This window comes from Pulveribacter suum (genome assembly GCF_003013695.1).
In the GTDB taxonomy this organism is placed as follows: domain Bacteria; phylum Pseudomonadota; class Gammaproteobacteria; order Burkholderiales; family Burkholderiaceae_C; genus Melaminivora; species Melaminivora suum.
Window position 1 is genome coordinate 2,593,149 of record NZ_CP027792.1, and the last position, 16,147, is coordinate 2,609,295.

13 protein-coding genes are annotated in these 16,147 nt (G+C 70.1%); 9 read left to right on the forward strand and 4 right to left on the reverse strand.

What is annotated here, in order from left to right:
- Positions 1-16: 16 nt before the first annotated feature.
- Positions 17-748 (forward strand): hypothetical protein, encoded by a 732-nt coding sequence (locus C7H73_RS11940; protein WP_106846848.1) that lies wholly within the window; start codon positions 17-19, stop codon positions 746-748.
- On the forward strand, positions 748-2,124 hold the full coding sequence (locus C7H73_RS11945) for a Dyp-type peroxidase (protein ID WP_106846849.1): 1,377 nt from the start codon (positions 748-750) through the stop codon (positions 2,122-2,124). Before C7H73_RS11940 ends, C7H73_RS11945 begins: the two co-directional genes overlap by 1 nt.
- Positions 2,125-2,221: 97 nt before the next feature.
- On the opposite strand, the gene pmbA is transcribed toward C7H73_RS11945, so the two are convergent.
- Positions 2,222-3,652 carry a metalloprotease PmbA gene (gene pmbA, locus C7H73_RS11950; protein WP_106846850.1) on the reverse strand — a complete coding sequence of 477 codons (1,431 nt, stop codon included), beginning with the start codon at positions 3,650-3,652 and terminating at the stop codon, positions 2,222-2,224.
- 105 nt (positions 3,653-3,757) lie between these two features.
- On the opposite strand from pmbA, the gene yjgA reads away from it, so the two are divergent.
- From yjgA to C7H73_RS11965, 3 genes are all read left to right on the forward strand, one after another.
- Positions 3,758-4,414: a ribosome biogenesis factor YjgA gene (yjgA, locus tag C7H73_RS11955; RefSeq protein ID WP_106846851.1), complete on the forward strand. Its 657-nt coding sequence runs from the start codon at positions 3,758-3,760 to the stop codon at positions 4,412-4,414.
- A 181-nt stretch (positions 4,415-4,595) separates the two neighbouring features.
- Entirely contained in the window at positions 4,596-5,231 is a 636-nt protein-coding gene (mog, locus tag C7H73_RS11960; protein WP_106846852.1) for a molybdopterin adenylyltransferase, read from the forward strand.
- 31 nt (positions 5,232-5,262) lie between these two features.
- Positions 5,263-6,270: a zinc ribbon domain-containing protein gene (locus C7H73_RS11965; RefSeq protein WP_106846853.1), complete on the forward strand. Its 1,008-nt coding sequence runs from the start codon at positions 5,263-5,265 to the stop codon at positions 6,268-6,270.
- Between the two features lie 698 nt (positions 6,271-6,968).
- Here the strand turns inward: C7H73_RS11965 and cysE are convergent.
- Together cysE and C7H73_RS11975 are read right to left on the reverse strand one after the other, a co-directional pair.
- Positions 6,969-7,766, reverse strand: coding sequence for a serine O-acetyltransferase (gene cysE / locus C7H73_RS11970; RefSeq protein WP_106846854.1), 798 nt, complete (start codon positions 7,764-7,766; stop codon positions 6,969-6,971).
- Positions 7,767-7,794: 28 nt separating this feature from the next.
- Positions 7,795-8,580, reverse strand: coding sequence for an RNA methyltransferase (locus tag C7H73_RS11975; protein WP_106846855.1), 786 nt, complete (start codon positions 8,578-8,580; stop codon positions 7,795-7,797).
- A gap of 152 nt (positions 8,581-8,732) precedes the next feature.
- Between C7H73_RS11975 and C7H73_RS11980 the strand changes: the two genes are divergently transcribed.
- The 3 genes from C7H73_RS11980 to C7H73_RS11990 all read left to right on the forward strand — a co-directional run bounded on the left by C7H73_RS11980 (position 8,733) and on the right by C7H73_RS11990 (position 12,466).
- The gene (locus C7H73_RS11980) at positions 8,733-9,704 is read left to right on the forward strand and encodes an inositol monophosphatase family protein (protein WP_106846856.1); all 972 of its coding nucleotides are present in this window, start codon (positions 8,733-8,735) and stop codon (positions 9,702-9,704) included.
- Between the two features lie 99 nt (positions 9,705-9,803).
- Positions 9,804-10,832 (forward strand): Ldh family oxidoreductase, encoded by a 1,029-nt coding sequence (locus C7H73_RS11985; RefSeq protein WP_106846857.1) that lies wholly within the window; start codon positions 9,804-9,806, stop codon positions 10,830-10,832.
- A gap of 62 nt (positions 10,833-10,894) precedes the next feature.
- The gene (locus C7H73_RS11990; RefSeq protein ID WP_227001337.1) at positions 10,895-12,466 is read left to right on the forward strand and encodes a phospholipase D family protein; all 1,572 of its coding nucleotides are present in this window, start codon (positions 10,895-10,897) and stop codon (positions 12,464-12,466) included.
- Positions 12,467-12,485: 19 nt separating this feature from the next.
- Here the strand turns inward: C7H73_RS11990 and C7H73_RS11995 are convergent, their stop codons facing one another.
- Positions 12,486-14,141, reverse strand: a complete 1,656-nt coding sequence (locus tag C7H73_RS11995; protein ID WP_106846859.1) for an acyl-CoA synthetase — start codon at positions 14,139-14,141, stop codon at positions 12,486-12,488.
- A 95-nt stretch (positions 14,142-14,236) separates the two neighbouring features.
- Between C7H73_RS11995 and dnaG the strand changes: the two genes are divergently transcribed.
- Entirely contained in the window at positions 14,237-16,090 is a 1,854-nt protein-coding gene (dnaG, locus tag C7H73_RS12000) for a DNA primase (protein WP_106846860.1), read from the forward strand.
- The last annotated feature ends 57 nt before the right edge of the window (positions 16,091-16,147 follow it).

The following is a 16,147-nucleotide window of genomic DNA, read 5'->3' on the forward strand; positions in this document are numbered from 1 at the left end:
AGGAAAGGCTGCACCCATGAACCCCAAAACCCAGAGCAAGCCCCAGGACGGCCAGGAATCGGGCGGAGACCCACGCCTGGAAGGCGAGAGCCGGCTGGCCGAGTTCCGCCGCATCGCCCAGGAAATCGCCGCCGACGCGCCCCAGGTGGCCAAGATCGCCATCGACGCGCTGGTGCGCGACCACAACCCGCTGTTCAAGGGCAGCTCGCAATCGGCCGGGCGCGTCGGGCGCCAGTCGGGCAACGTTTCGGAACTGACGGCGATCGCCCCGCTGAAACCCGGCGGCGCCGACCGGCTGCGCCGGCTGTTCAAGCTCACCGGCGGCAATTTCGACGGCGCGCAGCGCGTGTCCACGCTGCACGACATGCGCTTCGTGTTCTTCGACGAGGACACGCGCATCATCTTCGCCACCACCTACGACGGCGACTGGGACACCTACATCAACGACTTCGCCACCAAGATCCCCGGCCTGATGGACCTGCTGTTCGCCAACGTCGAAGGCTGGCCGGGCATCGACTCGCCCGAGGTCAAGGACTACATCGCCCAGCACCAGATCGACGCCGCCGGCTGGTTCGTCGCCAACCCGCAGGTCACCGTAGTGGACGTGCGCCGGCTGCAGCGCATGGAGCAGGCGCTGGACACGTTTTTGGACGCCATGAGCCGCAACAAGGGGATGGACCAGGCCACGGCGAAGGCGCTGGACGAGCTGTCCAGGGAAGTTGCGCAACCGCAGGGGGTGGACTACTGATGGCGCTGCTGCAACATCTCAAGGACCGCTTTCGACGCGAGAGGGTCACGCTGCAGCTGGGCGACATCCAGGCGCTGATCCTGCGCTCGCGCCCCGAGCCCTACGTGGGCATCCACGCCATGCTGCATGTCGATGAGGCCGAAGGCGGACGCGACCTGATCGCGCGCCTGGCCAAGCACATCCCATCGGCCGACGACTGGACGGGCGACCTGCACGCCTGGACCGGCGTGGCCATCAGCCACGCGGGCCTCCAGGCCCTGGGCCTGCCGGACAGCGCGCTTGCGTCCTTTCCCCTGCCCTTCCGCGAGGGCATGGCCGCGCGCGCCGAGCAGCTGCGCGACTTCGGCGAGAACGCGCCCGAGACCTGGGAAGACGCCTACCAGGGCAAGCGCCTGCACATCGCCCTGACCATCTACGCCGAAGACAAGGCCGCCCTGGACGAGGCGGTGGACAAGGCCATGGGCGAGCTGCGCGCCTCGCGCGGCGTCACGCTGGTGGGCACGCACGAGTTCGGCGCGGACGAGGACGCCAAGAACCCCTTCGGTTTTCGCGACGGCATCTCGCAGCCGGTGGTGCAGGGCGCCGGCGTCGAGCCCCCGCCCGGCGGCGGGCGCGCGCTGGCGCCAGGCGAATTCATCCTGGGCGAGAACAGCGAGAGCGGCCAGCCGGTGGCCATGCCCGAGCCGCCCGAACTGGGCCGCAACGGCTCCTTCGTGGTGCTGCGCAAGTACGACAGCCGCCCCGGCGCATTCAACGACTTCGTGCGCCAGCACGCGGACGGCGAGCAGGAGCAGGAAAAGCTGGCCGCCCAACTGGTGGGCCGCTGGCGCTCGGGCGCGCCGCTCAACCTCTCGCCGGAGCGCGACGACGAGGCACTGGGCGCCGACCCTCAGCGCAACAACGACTTCGACTTCAAGGGCGACGAGCGCGGCCTGGTCTGCCCACACGCCGCGCACATGCGCCGGCTGAACCCGCGCGGCACCAGCCTGACGATTCTGACCGACGAGAACCTCCACCGCATCATCCGCCGGCCCTCGACCTTCGGGCCGAAGTGGACGCCCGAGCTGACAGCGAGCGACGACGGCCGCGAGCCGCGCGGCATCTATTTCATCTTCATCAGCGCGCGGGCCTACGACACCATCGAGTTCCTGCAGCAGGAGTGGATCAACCGCGGCAACTTCCTGGACCTGGGCAAGGAGCGCGACCCCGTGGTGGGCCTGCACGAGGAGCCGGGCACGTTCACCATCCCCGAGCAGCCGGTGCGCCGGCGCATCGACGGCGTGAGCACCTTCAACCGCCTGCGCGGCGGCGAATACCTGTTCATGCCGTCGCTCACCGCGCTGCGCTGGATCGGCGAGGCGGGCTGGAAGGATTGACGGCGCCCTGCGCAGGCGCTATTGAAAGCATAGCTGCCAGCGCAATGCCGGTGGGCGCTGGCAGCGTTTTTTGCTGAAAATCCTGGGCGCGCTGCGCTCAGCTGCCCGCCACCTTCATCCGGTTGATGAGCACCGAGCCCACCGTCTTGGCGCCGTAGGTGTAGGCGTCGGCGCCCACGGCCTCGATGCCGCGCAGCATGTCCCGCAGGTTGCCGGCAATGGTGATTTCATCGACCGGGTAGGCGATCTGGCCGTTTTCCACCCAGAAGCCGCTGGCGCCACGCGAGTAGTCGCCCGTCACGTAGTTCACGCCCTGGCCCATCAGCTCGATGACGAACAGGCCCGTGCCCAGCTTTTGCAGCATGGCGGGCAGGTCGTCGCCCGGGCGGGTGTGGCGCGAGGTGAGCGTCAAATTGTGCGAGCCGCCGGCGTTGCCCGTGGTCTTCATGCCCAGCTTGCGCGCCGAGTAGGTGGACAGGAAGTAGCCCTGCACCCTGCCCTGCTGCACCACCTTGCGCGGCGCCACGCGCACGCCCTCGTCGTCGAACGGCGAGCTGCCCTTGCCGCCCATAATGAAAGGGTCTTCGTCGATGTTGATGTGCTTGGGGAAGACCTGCTTGCCCAGCGAATCCAGCAAGAAGGTGCTGCGCCGGTACAGCGCGCCGCCGCTCACGGCCTGCACGAAGCCGCCCAGCAGGCCGGCGGCCAGGGGCGACTCGAACAGCACCGGGCATTCGCGCGTGCTGATCTTGCGGCTGCCCAGGCGCGACAGGGCGCGCTCGGCGGCGTAGCGGCCCACCGACTGGGGCGACGCCAGCTCGCGCGCGTCGCGCATGGAGCTGTACCAGGAGTCGCGCTGCATCTCGCCATTGCGTCCGGGCAGGCTGGCAATCGGCGCCACCGAGACGCTGTGGCGCGAGCTGGCGTAGCCGCCGCGAAAGCCGCGCGTGTGGGCGCTGAAGAAATGCGACTGCTGCGCCGAGACGCCCGCGCCCTCGCTGTTGGTGATGCGCTTGTGCGTGGCAAACGCCGCGGCCTCGCACTCCAGCGCCAGGCGCGCGGCCTCCTCGCTGTCCACGGCCCAAGGGTGAAACAGCTGCAGGTCGCGGTGCGACTCCTGCGGGGCGATATCGCCCGCATCGGGCAGCCCGGCCACCGGGTCTTCGGCGGTGAAGCGGGCAATGTCGTAGGCGGCCTGCACCGTGCGCTCCACGGCGGCTTCGGAGAAATCCGAGGTGCTGGCGTTGCCCCGGCGGCGGCCCACATAGACCGTCACGCCCAGCGACTTGTCGCGGTTGCGTTCCACCGTCTCCAGCTCGCCCTTGCGCACGTTCACCGACAGGCCGCAGCCCTCGGAGGCGTCGGCGCCGGCGTCGGTGGCGCCCAGTTGCTTGGCATGTGCCAGGGCATGGTCCACCAGGCCCTCGAAGAACGAGCGGGAGTAGCTGAAGCCGCTTTGCGGCGCGTCGCTGGAGGTGGACTGGCGGGGGGCGGCAGCGCGCGGGGCGCCTGTGCGGGGAGTGTTCATAGCGGCGGCTATGATACTTGCCGCCCTTGACACCCGTAGGCGCGCAGCCCTTCGCAGGCTGCGCCGCCGCGGCTTTTCTCCCGCCCCGAATCCCACCTGCCACCGATGTCACGCAAACTCAAAAAAGGCTATTTCGTGAAGGGCCATTTCGTTGCCGAAGGCAGCGAGCTGGACCTGCAGCTGAAGGCCGAGCTCAAAGGCACGCCCGGCAGCACCAAGACCGACCTGAAGCGCGAAAGCGACGCTCTGCAGACCCTGGGCGGCGAGCTGCTCACCCTGCGCGCCGACCTGATGGCCCGCCTGGAGCTGCCCGAAAAGCTGGTGGACGCGCTGCAGGAAGCCAACCGCATCACCAACTTCGAGGGCAAGCGCCGCCAGATGCAGTTCGTCGGCAAGCTGATGCGCAAGCTGGGTGAAGACACCATCGCCGCCATCCACGCCGCGCTGGACGAGCAGCACAGCGGCAGCGCCGCCGAGCGCCTGCTGCTGCACCAGGCCGAGCACTGGCGCGACCAGCTCATCGCCAGCGACGAGGCCCTGGCGCAGTGGCTGGAGCTGTTCCCCCGCACCGACACGCAGCAGATCCGCGCCCTGATCCGCCAAGCCCGCAAGGACGCCCCGCCAGCCGACGCCGCTGCCGTGTCGCAAGGCCTGGCGCCGCGCAAGAGCCGCTCCTACCGCGAGCTGTTCCAGCTGGTGCGCGCGCAGATGACCGATGCCGGCGACCACGCGGCGGAGGAAGAGCGCTCTGCCGACGCGTAGCTAAGAGCAACCCCCTGAGCGCCTGCGGCGCTTCCCCCCTTTTCTCGCATGGCTGCGCCATTCGGGAAGGGGGACGACGCCACTGGACCGGCAAAGCCGGATCCACGGCGTCTGCTGGTCCGGGGGGCGCCAGTTTTATACGGGAGCGCACTGCGCTCGTTCCCGGCGATGGATTACCGAGATGACGACTATCACCACTTCTCCTTCCTCCACCCTGCCGCCGCCCGAGCCGGTGAAGATCGGCATCGTCTCCGTCAGCGACCGCGCCAGCAGCGGCGCCTATGAGGACAAGGGCCTGCCGGCGCTGCAGGGCTGGCTGACGCGGGCGCTGCACAACCTGGTTCACTTCGAGCCGCGGCTGGTCCCGGACGAGCCCGAGCAGATCGCCCAGGCCCTGATCGAACTGGTGGACCAGGCCGGCTGCAGCCTGGTGCTGACCACCGGCGGCACCGGCCCGGCGCCGCGCGACGTGACCCCGGAGGCCACCCTGGCCGTGGCCGACCGCGAGATGCCCGGCTTTGGCGAGCAGATGCGCCAGATCTCGCTGCGCTTCGTGCCCACCGCCATCCTGTCGCGCCAGACGGCGGTGATCCGGGGCACAAGCCTGATCATCAACCTGCCGGGGCAGCCCAAGTCCATCGCCGAGACGCTGGAGGGCCTGAGGGGCGAGGACGGCGCGCAGCTGGTGCCTGGCATCTTTGCCGCCGTGCCCTATTGCATCGACCTGCTGGGCGGGCCGTACCTGGAAACGCGCGAGGCCGTGTGCAAGGCGTTTCGGCCGAAGGCGGCGGTGCGGCATGTGCGCACGGGCGACTGATTTCTTCGGCACGTCACACCCATCCCTTTCCATGCCCATTTACCGCTGCAACCAGTGCGGCTTCGTGAGCGAAGACGCCCAGACTCCCGTCAACGCGCAAACGGCCTGCGGCCGCTGCGGCACGCCCAGCCGGGTGTACGGCACCGTGTTCTTCGTCGAAGAGCTGGTCAAACGGCTTGCCGCCGCCACACGCGAACTCCATGCGCTCAGGCCGGCGGCCCCCGGACCCGCGCCGCAGGCGCCCGAAGTGCAGCCGGCAACAGCCGCCGCGCCTGCCGCCCGCCAGGCGCTGGCCAATGTTCCCGGTCTGGCCACCGCCGAGCAGCACGCACCGCTGAAGGCGTGGTTCGCCGCCCGGCAAATTGAGGTGCAGCTGGACCCGGCCCATGTGGACACGAGCGGCTTTTTCGACGACGCGGCGCTGCTGCTGGGCAGCAACCAAGCCCTCTTTGCCGAGCTGATCGAGCGCGTGCGCTTTGCCTACCGCAAGAGCCACAGCTGGATCAACCTGGAGCTGGCAACCCTGGCCCAGAAGGACGCGCAGGCCATCAACCAGCTGTGCCGCAGGCTCTACGAGCACACCTTCTTTGCCCGCTACCACTACCAAAAGCCCGAGAAGATCGTGCGCCTGACGCTGCAGCCTGCAACCGCCATTCGCCAGTTCTTCGAGGGCGGCTGGCTGGAGTGGTATGCGCTGATGACCCTGCTGGGGCAGGCCAGCGGCCACGCCGGCGGCGTGTCCTGCGCGCGCAGCGCAAAGGTGGTGTTTCCCAACGAAGACCTGCACGAGCTGGACGTGATAGCCCTGCCGGCGGGGCAGGAGCCCATCTGCATCGAATGCAAGAGCGGCGAGTTCAGGCGTGATATCGACAAGTACCTGCGCCTGAAAAAGCGCCTGGGGCTGGAGCGAGGCCGGTTCGTGATCTGCTCGGCAGAGCTCACGGATGAACAGGCTGCGGGGCTGAGCGCGATGTATGAGCTGAGTTTTGTGAATCTGCAGACGCTGGGGCCGCATGTGCAAAAGCTGATGTCGTCGTGAGCGTTTGATGTCGCTGGCCGGGACTCGCCCCGGCGGGCGACCTCCTTTTCTTGCTCGCACAAGAAAAGGAGGCAAAAGAAGTGCGCCCCCGATGCCCGTATCCCCTGCGCTGCGCTACGGGGCAGCCTGCGATGCTCGGGCGCAGGGCGGTGCTGCGTAACTCACTGCGCTGCTGCGCAGCTCCGTTCAAACAGACGCAGCAAGCTAGATCACGAAGCAGGTGTGTCCTTCGGCACACCTGCCCGCCCCGCGCCCTGCGCTTCTCGGTACGGGCATAGGGGGAAGAAAGCGGGAACCCACACGGGCCATCGCTGCGCTCGGCCGCGCAGGCGCTGCGCGCCGCGAAGGCCAGGCCGAGCGCAGCGATGGCCCGTGTCGTCCCCCACCCCTTGAGGCTGCGCCTGTGGCGGGGCGCTTGCGGGGTGGGCATGGGCGTCGTAGCGCCCATGCCTTCGTAATCTGACTGGCCGCGTCTGTTTGAACGGAGCGCGTCAGCGCGCAGTGAGTTATGCGGCCCACCCCGCAAGCGCCCCGCCACAGGTTTGCCCCTTCGCGCAAGCGAAGGGGTCGCAGACGTGGGGTCGTGTTCTTTGCTTCCTTTCTTGCACGAGCAAGAAAGGAAGTCGCCCGCCGGGGCGAGTCCCGGCCAGCAACATCAACCCAGGCACCCATGCCAAAGAAACTCCAGCCCCCACCACTCACTTGCCAATGATGTCGTTCAGCCTCGCCGCCTCAAACTGCTCGCGCGTGGCCGCATCCCCCGGCACGCAGTCCCCCGCGTGCTGGCCAGCAGACAGCTGCTCGATGGCACGCCACAGCAGCGCGATCTGGTGCTCCTGCGCCCCGGCCGAATCGATCAGCCCGCGCATGGCCTGGGTCAGCGGGTCTTCCTGCTGGGGCGCAACGCCATAGGCGCTGAACTTCGGCGCCGCCGCCTCGTCCCCGCGCTGCGCCTCGGTCACATCGGCGCTCTGGCCTTCCCTGCTGGGGATGATGCGCGCCGGGATGCCCACCGCCGTGGCCCCGGCCGGCACGGGCTTGATGACCACCGCGTTGCTGCCGATCTTCGCGCCGTCGCCCACTTCGAAGCCCCCCAGCACCTTGGCGCCGGCGGCCACCACCACGTCGCGCCCCAGCGTCGGGTGGCGCTTGGCGCCCTTGTACAGCGACGTGCCGCCCAGCGTCACGCCGTGGTAGATGGTGCAGCCATCGCCCACCACCGCCGTCTCGCCGATCACCACGCCCATGCCGTGGTCGATGAACACGCCGCGCCCGATGGTTGCGCCCGGGTGGATCTCGATGCCCGTGAGCCAGCGCGAGACGTGCGAGATGAAGCGCCCCAGCCAGCGCAGCCCCCGCCCCCAGCACCAGTGCGCCGGCCGGTGCAGCCAGATGGCGTGCAGGCCGGGGTAGCAGGTGACGACCTCCCAGCGGCTGCGCGCAGCGGGGTCACGGTCGAGGATGCACTGGATGTCGGAGCGCAGGCGGGAGAGCATGAAGGAGGGCCGGGGAAAAAGCGGCCGGTCAGTCTAGCTGCTTGCGCCGCGCGGCCTCGGTCATAGATTTGGCGACACCGCGCAGGATATGGATTTCCTCCACCGTGGGCTGCGCGCGGTTGAACAGCTGGTTCAGCCGCGGCATGAGCTTCTTGGGCGCCGCCGGGTCGAGAAAGCCGATGTCGATGAGCGCCAGCTGCCAGTGCGCCAGCATGCCGGCCAGCTGGGCGGCGTCGGCCCGCTCGCCCTGCGGGGCGCTGGCCGGCGCGTCGAAGCCGCCCAGCGCCTGGCGCCATTCGTAGGCGACCAGCTGCACGGCCGCCGCCAGGTTCAGCGAGCCGAACTGCGGGTTGGTGGGAATGGAGAGCGCCACATGGCAGCGATAGACGTCCTCGTTGGCCATGCCGAAGCGCTCGCAACCGAAAAGGAAGGCCATGCCCCGCTCCGGCGCATTCAAGGCCCAATCAGGCTGCAGCCCTTGTCCCTCCTGCGCTGGCAGCTCACCTTTCAGGAGCATCTCGAAGTGCGCGCGCGGCGTGCGGGTGGGCGGGCCGAAGTCGCGCGGCGTCATCGCGGTGGCGCACAGGTGGGTGATGCCGTCCAGCGCCTCGTCCAGCGTGGCGACGATGCGCGCGCCCTCCAGCACGTCCAGGGCGCCGCTGGCGCGCTGGATGGTTTCCTCGCGGCGCAGCACGTTGGGCCAGCGCGGCGCGACCAGCACCAGGTCGTGGAAACCCATGGTCTTCATGGCGCGGGCGGCGGCGCCGACGTTGCCGGCGTGGCTGGTCTGGATCAGGACGAAACGGGTGTGCATGGCGGGCGATTGTCGCCGCGCCGCCTGCAGGGCCGGGCCCGGCTCGGTAGAATTGCGCGCTTTGCGAAGGCCGTATCGCCGCCCTTTGCCTCCCGCGGCCCCACGCTTTGTAAGGGCGCCGCCCCACCGCTCCTTCGTCACCCGCCAGCCCCATGTCCTCCACCCTGCACCCCATGCTCAACGTGGCCATCAAGGCCGCCCGCGCCGCCGGCGCCATCATCAACCGCGCGGCCCTCGATGTGGAGGCGGTGCGCATCTCGCAAAAGCAGATCAACGACTTCGTGACCGAGGTGGACCAGGCCAGCGAGCAGGTCATCATCGAAACGCTGCTCACCGCCTACCCCGGCCACGGCATCCTGGCCGAAGAGTCGGGCAGCGAGCATGGGGCCGAGCATTCGGACTTCCGCTGGATCATCGATCCGCTGGACGGCACCACCAACTTCATCCACGGCTTTCCCGTCTATTGCGTGAGCATCGCCCTGGCGGTGAAGGGCCGGGTGGAGCACGCCGTGGTGTATGACCCCACGCGCAACGACCTGTTCACCGCCACGCGCGGGCGCGGCGCCTTCCTGAACGACCGTCGCATCCGCGTGTCCAAGCGCACGCGCCTCGCCGAGTGCCTGATCTCCACGGGCTTTCCGTTCCGCCCGGGCGACAACTTCAAGGCCTACATGCTGATGATGGGCGACGTGATGCAGCGCACCGCCGGCCTGCGCCGCCCCGGCGCCGCCGCGCTGGACCTGGCCTACGTGGCCGCCGGCTACACCGACGGCTTCTTCGAATCCGGCCTGTCCATCTGGGACGTGGCCGCCGGCAGCCTGCTGGTGACCGAAGCCGGCGGCTTGGTGGGCAACTTCACGGGCGAGGCCGACTTCATGGAGCAGCGCGAATGCCTGGCCGGCAGCCCGCGCATCTACGGCCAGCTGGTGGGCCTGCTGGGCAAATACAGCAAGTTTGCCGGCGCCGGTGACAAGGCCGCCGTGCGCCAGGCGATCGACGCCGACGTCCCGCCCGCGCAGGACGCTCCCCCCGCATCCGGCGAAGGCATTGAAGACGCCGGCGACAGCGCCGCCGCCGAAGACCTGCCTGCAGCGCCGCGCACCGGCGACGACGCGCCGTTCTGAGCGCCGCCTGCGCTTGAAGCAAAAACGGCTCCAGCGCTTGCCTGTCAAGCGCTGGCAGCTACACATTCAATAGCACCGACAGTATCCGGAGCGCATGCCATGACCGCCGAAGCCACCCCGCCCTGCCAGCGCGTCGCCTTCGGGCAGCTGCGCGACACCCTGGCGCGCCTCTTCGAGCGCCACGGCACCAGCGGTGAAGTGGCGGCCATCCTGGCCGACAACTGCGCCAGCGCCGAGCGCGACGGCGCCCACAGCCATGGGGTGTTCCGCATCCCCGGCTACCTCAGCTCGCTGGCCAGCGGCTGGGTGGACGGGCGCGCCGTGCCCGAGGTGCAGGACAGCGCCCCCGGTTTCATCGCCGTGGATGCGCGCAACGGCTTCGCCCAGCCGGCCTACGCCGCCGCGCGCGACCTTCTGGTGGCCAAGGCGCGGGCCAACGGCATCGCGCTGCTGGCGATTCGCAACTCGCACCACTTTGCCGCCCTGTGGCCCGACGTGGAGCCGCTGGCCGAGCAGGGCCTGGTGGGCCTGGCCCTGGTCAACAGCATGGCCTGCGTGGTGCCGCACGGCGGCACGCGCCCGCTGTTCGGCACCAACCCCATCGCCTTTGCCGCGCCGCGTGACGGCCATCCGCCCTTGGTCTTCGACCTGGCCACCAGCGCCATGGCACACGGCGACGTACAGATCGCCGCGCGCGAGGGCCGCCTGCTGCCGCCCGCGCACGGCGTGGACGCCGCCGGCCAGCCCACCTGCGACCCGCGCGCCGTGCTGGACGGCGGCGCCCTGCTGCCATTCGGCGGGCACAAGGGCTCGGCCCTGTCCATGATGGTCGAGCTGCTGGCCGCGGCGCTCACCGGCGGCCACTTCTCGTTCGACTTCGACTGGAGCGGCCACCCCGGCGCGCAGACGCCGCGCACCGGCGAGCTGATCATCGCCATCGACCCGGCCAAGAGCGCCGGCCGCTCGTTTGCCCAGCGCTGCAACGACCTGGTGGCCGCCATGGCCGACGCCGGCCAGCAGCGCCAGCCCGGCCGGCAGCGCCAGCGCCAGCGCGCGCAGTCGCTGCGCGAGGGCGTCGCGCTGCCCGTCGCCACCTGGGCCGAGCTGCAGCGCCTGGCTGCTGCGTGATGCTGCATACGCGTCGATATGCCAGAGGCCCCCGTCAATCAATGGCGGGTAGCTATCGAAAAGTGAGTCGGCTCGATCCCCTGCGTGCCCTGTCGCGCCGCGCTCCGCCGCTGCTGGCCGCACTGCTGCTGGGCGCGTGCAGCCTGCCGCCGCTGGCGGGGCGCAGCGAATCCAGCGCGCTGGACCTGCCCGCCGCGCAGGACACGCGGCTGGGCCGGGCGCTGGCGCCCGCGGTGGCGGCGCACCCGGGGCTGAGCGGCATCCACCTGCTGCAGCACCCGCACGACGCTTTTGCCGCCCGCGCCCTGCTGGCGCGCGCGGCCGAGCGCACGCTGGACGTGCAGTACTACATCTGGCGCGGCGACACCACGGGCACGCTGCTGCTGGGCGAGCTGCTGGCCGCGGCCGAGCGCGGCGTGCGCGTGCGCCTGCTGCTGGACGACGTGGGCACGTCCGGGCTGGACACGCAGCTCGCGGCGCTGGACGCGCACCCGCGCATCGAGGTGCGCCTGTTCAACCCGTTTACGCTGCGTCGCCCCAAGGCGCTGGGCTATCTGGCGGACCTGCGGCGCGCCAACCGCCGCATGCACAACAAGTCGTTCACGGCAGACAACCAGGCCAGCATCGTGGGCGGGCGCAACGTGGGCGACGAGTACTTTGGCGCCACCGCCGGCGTGCTGTTTGCCGACCTGGACGTCCTGGCCGTCGGCCCGGTGGCGCACGACGTCTCTGCCGATTTCGACCGCTACTGGGCCAGCGCCAGCACCTACCCGGCGCAGGCCATCCTGCCGGCCGTGGCGCCGGCCACCATGGCCGAGCTGGCCCAGCAGGCCGGCGCGCTGCTGGCCTCTCCTGGCGCACACGAGTACGCGCAGTCCATCCGGCGCAGCGCCTACATCGACCAGTTGCTGCGGCGCGAGTTGCCGCTGCACTGGGCGCACGTGCGGATGCTCAGCGACGACCCGGCCAAGGGCCTGGGGCAGGCGCAGCGCGACGATTTGCTGCTGCCCCAGCTGGAGGCCGCGCTGGGCCAGCCGGGCCGCGGCGTGGACCTGGTGTCGCCCTACTTCGTGCCCACGGCCGCAGGCGCGGCGGCCCTGGCGCGGCTGCAGCGCGCCGGCGTGCGCGTGCGCGTGCTGACCAACGCCTTCGAGGCTACGGACGTGCCTGCCGTGCATGCAGGCTACGCCAGGTACCGCCGGCCCCTGCTGCAAAGCGGCGTCACGCTGTACGAGATGCGCCGCCTGGTGCCCGAGCAGGAGCAGCAGCCGGGTCGGCCGGCGCTGCAGCGCCTGGGCAGCTCGGGCTCCAGCCTGCACGCCAAGACCTTTGCCGTGGACGGCGAGCGGCTGTTCGTGGGCTCGCTCAACTTCGACCCGCGCTCGGCCCGGCTGAACACCGAGCTGGGCTTTCTCATCGACAGCCCCGCGCTGGCCCGCCAACTCACGCAGGCGTTCGACACCGCGGTGCCCGCGCAGTCCTACCAGGTCGCGCTGTCCGAGGACGGATCGCTGCAGTGGCGCAGTGGGGTGGGCGAGCCGCCGCCCGTGTACGGCAGCGAGCCGCACACCACCTGGTGGAGCCGCGCGGTGGTGCGCGTGCTCATGTGGCTGCCCATCGAATGGCTGCTGTAGCGCGGCGCACGCATTTCGCTCAGCCGTCGATGGCCGCCGCCGAGCCGGCGCGCTGGCGCAGCTCGAACTTCTGGATCTTGCCGGTGCTGGTCTTGGGCAGTTCGCCAAACACCACGGCGCGCGGCACCTTGAAGCCGGCCAGGTGCTGCTTGCAGTGCGCCACGATGTCCCCGGGCGTGACTTCGGCGCCGCTTTTCAGCTCGACGAAGGCGCAGGGCGTCTCGCCCCATTTCGGGTCGGGCCGGGCGACCACGGCGGCGGCCAGCACGGCCGGGTGGCGGTACAGCACGTCCTCCACCTCGATGGAGGAGATGTTCTCGCCACCCGAGATGATGATGTCCTTGCTGCGGTCGCGGATCTTGATGTAGCCGTCCGGGTACTGCACGGCCAGGTCGCCCGAATGGAACCAGCCGCCGGCAAAGGCCTCGTGGGTAGCCTGCGGGTTCTTCAGGTAACCCTTCATGGTGATGTTGCCGCGGAACATGACCTCGCCCATGGTCTCGCCGTCGCGCGGCACGGGCTGCAGGGTTTCGGGGTCAAGCACGGCGGCGCCCCGCTGCAGGTGGTAGCGCACGCCCTGGCGGGCGTTCAGCCGCGCGCGCTCGCCGATGTCCAGCTGCTGCCACTCATCATGTTGGGCGCAAACGGTGGCCGGGCCATAGACCTCCGTCAGGCCATAGACGTGGGTCAGGTCAAAGCCCAGCTGTTCCATGCCCTCGATCATGGCCGCCGGCGGAGCCGCGCCCGCCACCATGGCCTTGATGCCGGCCGGCACGCCCTCTTTCATCTGCGCCGGCGCGTTGACCAGCAGGCCATGCACGATGGGCGCGCCGCAGTAGTGCGTCACGCCGTGTTCGCGCATCGCATCAAAGATCGCCTGCGCATCCACCCGGCGCAGGCAGACGTTGACGCCCGCGCGGGCCGCCACCGTCCACGGGAAGCACCAGCCGTTGCAGTGGAACATGGGCAGCGTCCAGAGATAGACGGCGTGCTTGGGCATGTCCCACTCCAGCACGTTGCTGATGGCGTTGGTGTGGGCGCCGCGGTGGTGATAGACCACGCCCTTGGGGTTGCCGGTGGTGCCCGAGGTGTAGTTCAGCGCGATGGCGTCCCACTCGTCGCCGGGCAGCTGCCAGGCAAATTCCGGGTCGCCGGCGGCGAGGAAGTCCTCATAGCGCGTGCCACCCAGGGGCTGGGCGCTGGGGCCGTACAGCGCGTCCTCCACCTCGATGATCCGCAGCGGCGAGGACGACTGGCGCAGGCGCAGGGCCTGGGCCAGGGCGGCGCCAAATTCCGGATCGACGATCACGGCGCGGGCCTCGCCGTGGTCGAGCATGAAGGCGATGGTGGACGGGTCCAGCCGGGTATTGAGGGTGTTGAGCACGGCGCCGGCCATGGGCACGCCGAAATGCGCCTCCACCATGGGCGGGGTGTTGGGCAGCAGGGCGGCCACCGTATCGTTCTTGCCGATGCCGGCGCGCTGCAGGCTGCTGGCCAGGCGGCGGCAGCGCTCGTAGGTCTGGCGCCAGCTCTGGCGCAGTGCGCCGTGCACGATGGCCAGGCGCTCGGGATAGACCTCGGCCGTGCGCTCGATGAAGGACAGGGGCGTGAGCGGGGCGAAGTTCGCCTGCGTGCGCGGCAGGTGCTGGTCGAAGATGCTGGAGGTGTCGGTCATGGGAGAAGGCCTGCAAGGCATGCATGAGGGGCGGCCCAAATTACAGCAGACGGCCCTGACGCCGAGCTGAAGACGGGTGGGCGAAAATACCCGCCGTGTCCATTCCCCAGTCGTTCATCCAGGAGCTGCTCGCGCGCGTCGATGTGGTCGAGGTCATCGGCCGCCACGTGCAGCTGAAGAAAAGCGGCGCCAACTACATGGGGCTGTGCCCTTTCCACGGAGAAAAGTCGCCCTCGTTTTCCGTCAGCCCGTCCAAGCAGTTCTTCCACTGCTTTGGCTGCGGCAAGAATGGCAACGCCATCGGCTTTCTGATGGAGCACGCCGGCATGGGCTTCGTCGATGCCGTGCAGGACCTGGCCCAGGGCGCCGGCCTGCAGGTGCCCGACGAGCGCGCTTCACCCGCCGAGCGCGCCCGCGCCGCCGAGCAGCGGCGCCAGCAGGCCACGCTGTCGGACGTGCTGGAGCAGGCCGCCACCGCCTGGGCGGGCCAGCTGCGCAAGTCCGAGCGGGCCATCGACTACTTCAAGGGCCGGGGCGTGTCCGGCCAGATCGCCAAGCGCTACGGCCTGGGCTACGCCCCCGAGGGCTGGCGCGGCCTGGCCAGCGTGTTCCCCGAATACGACAACCCGCTGCTGGAGCAGGCCGGCCTGGTCATCGTGGGCGAGGAGGACGGCAAGCGCTATGACCGCTTTCGCGACCGGGTGATGTTTCCCATCCGCAACGTGAAGGGCGAATGCATCGCCTTTGGCGGGCGGGTGCTGGGCGATGACAAGCCCAAATACCTGAACTCGCCCGAGACGCCCGTCTTCCACAAGGGCAACGAGCTGTACGGCCTGTACGAGGCACGCACCGCCATGCGCGCCATGGGCTACGCGTTGGTCACCGAGGGCTACATGGACGTGGTCGCCCTGGCCCAGCGCGGCTTTGCCAACGCTGTGGCCACCCTGGGCACGGCCTGCACGGCCGAGCACGTGCACAAGCTGTTTCGCTTCACCGACACGGTGGTCTTCAGCTTCGACGGCGACACGGCCGGCCGGCGGGCGGCGCGCAAGGCGCTGGAGGCCGCCCTGCCTTACGCCAGCGACACGCGCTCCGTCAAGTTCCTGTTCTTGCCGCCCGAGCACGACCCGGACAGCTTCATCCGCGTCCACGGCCAGGACGGCTTTGCGCGCGAGGTGGAGGCCGCCATGCCGCTGTCGCGGTTTTTGCCGGAGGCCGCGCGCGAGGGCTGCGACATGGCCACGGCCGAGGGCCGGGCCCACATGCTGAGCAACGCCCGCGCCCTGTGGGAGGCGCTGCCCGAAGGCGCCCTGCGCCGCCAGCTGCTGGCCGAGCTGGCGCAGCAGGCCCAGCTGCCTGTGCAGGACCTGGCCGCCCTGTGGGCGCAGCCGCAGGGGCGCGCCGAGGCCGGCCGCGGCCAGGGCGGCGCGCCTGCTGGCGAGCCGGGCCGGCGCCCCTGGCGCGGCAAGGGTGCGGATGCCGCCCGGCGCGGCCCCCCGCCGCGCCCCCAGCCGGCGCGCCGCATCGACCACGCGGCACGCCTGCTCCTGTCGCACATGCAGTTTCTGGAGGAGCTGACCCACGAGGACCAGGGCCTGCTGCGCGAGCAGCCGGCGCCGCACGGCACGCTGTTTTTGTGGCTGGAGTCGCGCCTGCTCGAGCACGGGCCCCAGCCCTGGGCGGTGCTGCGCGAGGCCCTGGCCGACCAGCCCTGCCAGCGCCTGGCCGAACGCCTGATGACCGGCTCGCACGCCCAGACCGAGGGCGAGGAGCGCGAGCTGCGCTGGGAACTGCGCGAGCTGCTCAACCGCATGCTGGTCGAGGCCATCAAGCACGAGCAGATCGCGCTGGTCGAGCAGGCCGCCAGCGACCCGCAGGCAATGGAGCGCTACCGCCAGCTGCAGGAGCGCCGCCTGGCGCTGGAAGCGCCCCGCCCGGCGGCCTCTTGAATTTACGTCCGCCGGTATAATTTACGGTTTGTCGGCAAGAGCGACAGCAGTACCTCC

Excerpts from the sequence above, each read along its gene's own strand:
- C7H73_RS11940 (WP_106846848.1), top strand. The coding sequence starts at position 17 with ATGAACCCCAAAACCCAGAGCAAGCCCCAGGACGGCCAGGAATCGGGC.
- C7H73_RS11945 (WP_106846849.1), top strand. The coding sequence starts at position 748 with ATGGCGCTGCTGCAACATCTCAAGGACCGCTTTCGACGCGAGAGGGTC.
- pmbA (WP_106846850.1), bottom strand. The coding sequence starts at position 3,652 with ATGAACACTCCCCGCACAGGCGCCCCGCGCGCTGCCGCCCCCCGCCAG.
- yjgA (WP_106846851.1), top strand. The coding sequence starts at position 3,758 with ATGTCACGCAAACTCAAAAAAGGCTATTTCGTGAAGGGCCATTTCGTT.
- mog (WP_106846852.1), top strand. The coding sequence starts at position 4,596 with ATGACGACTATCACCACTTCTCCTTCCTCCACCCTGCCGCCGCCCGAG.
- C7H73_RS11965 (WP_106846853.1), top strand. The coding sequence starts at position 5,263 with ATGCCCATTTACCGCTGCAACCAGTGCGGCTTCGTGAGCGAAGACGCC.
- cysE (WP_106846854.1), bottom strand. The coding sequence starts at position 7,766 with ATGCTCTCCCGCCTGCGCTCCGACATCCAGTGCATCCTCGACCGTGAC.
- C7H73_RS11975 (WP_106846855.1), bottom strand. The coding sequence starts at position 8,580 with ATGCACACCCGTTTCGTCCTGATCCAGACCAGCCACGCCGGCAACGTC.
- C7H73_RS11980 (WP_106846856.1), top strand. The coding sequence starts at position 8,733 with ATGTCCTCCACCCTGCACCCCATGCTCAACGTGGCCATCAAGGCCGCC.
- C7H73_RS11985 (WP_106846857.1), top strand. The coding sequence starts at position 9,804 with ATGACCGCCGAAGCCACCCCGCCCTGCCAGCGCGTCGCCTTCGGGCAG.
- C7H73_RS11995 (WP_106846859.1), bottom strand. The coding sequence starts at position 14,141 with ATGACCGACACCTCCAGCATCTTCGACCAGCACCTGCCGCGCACGCAG.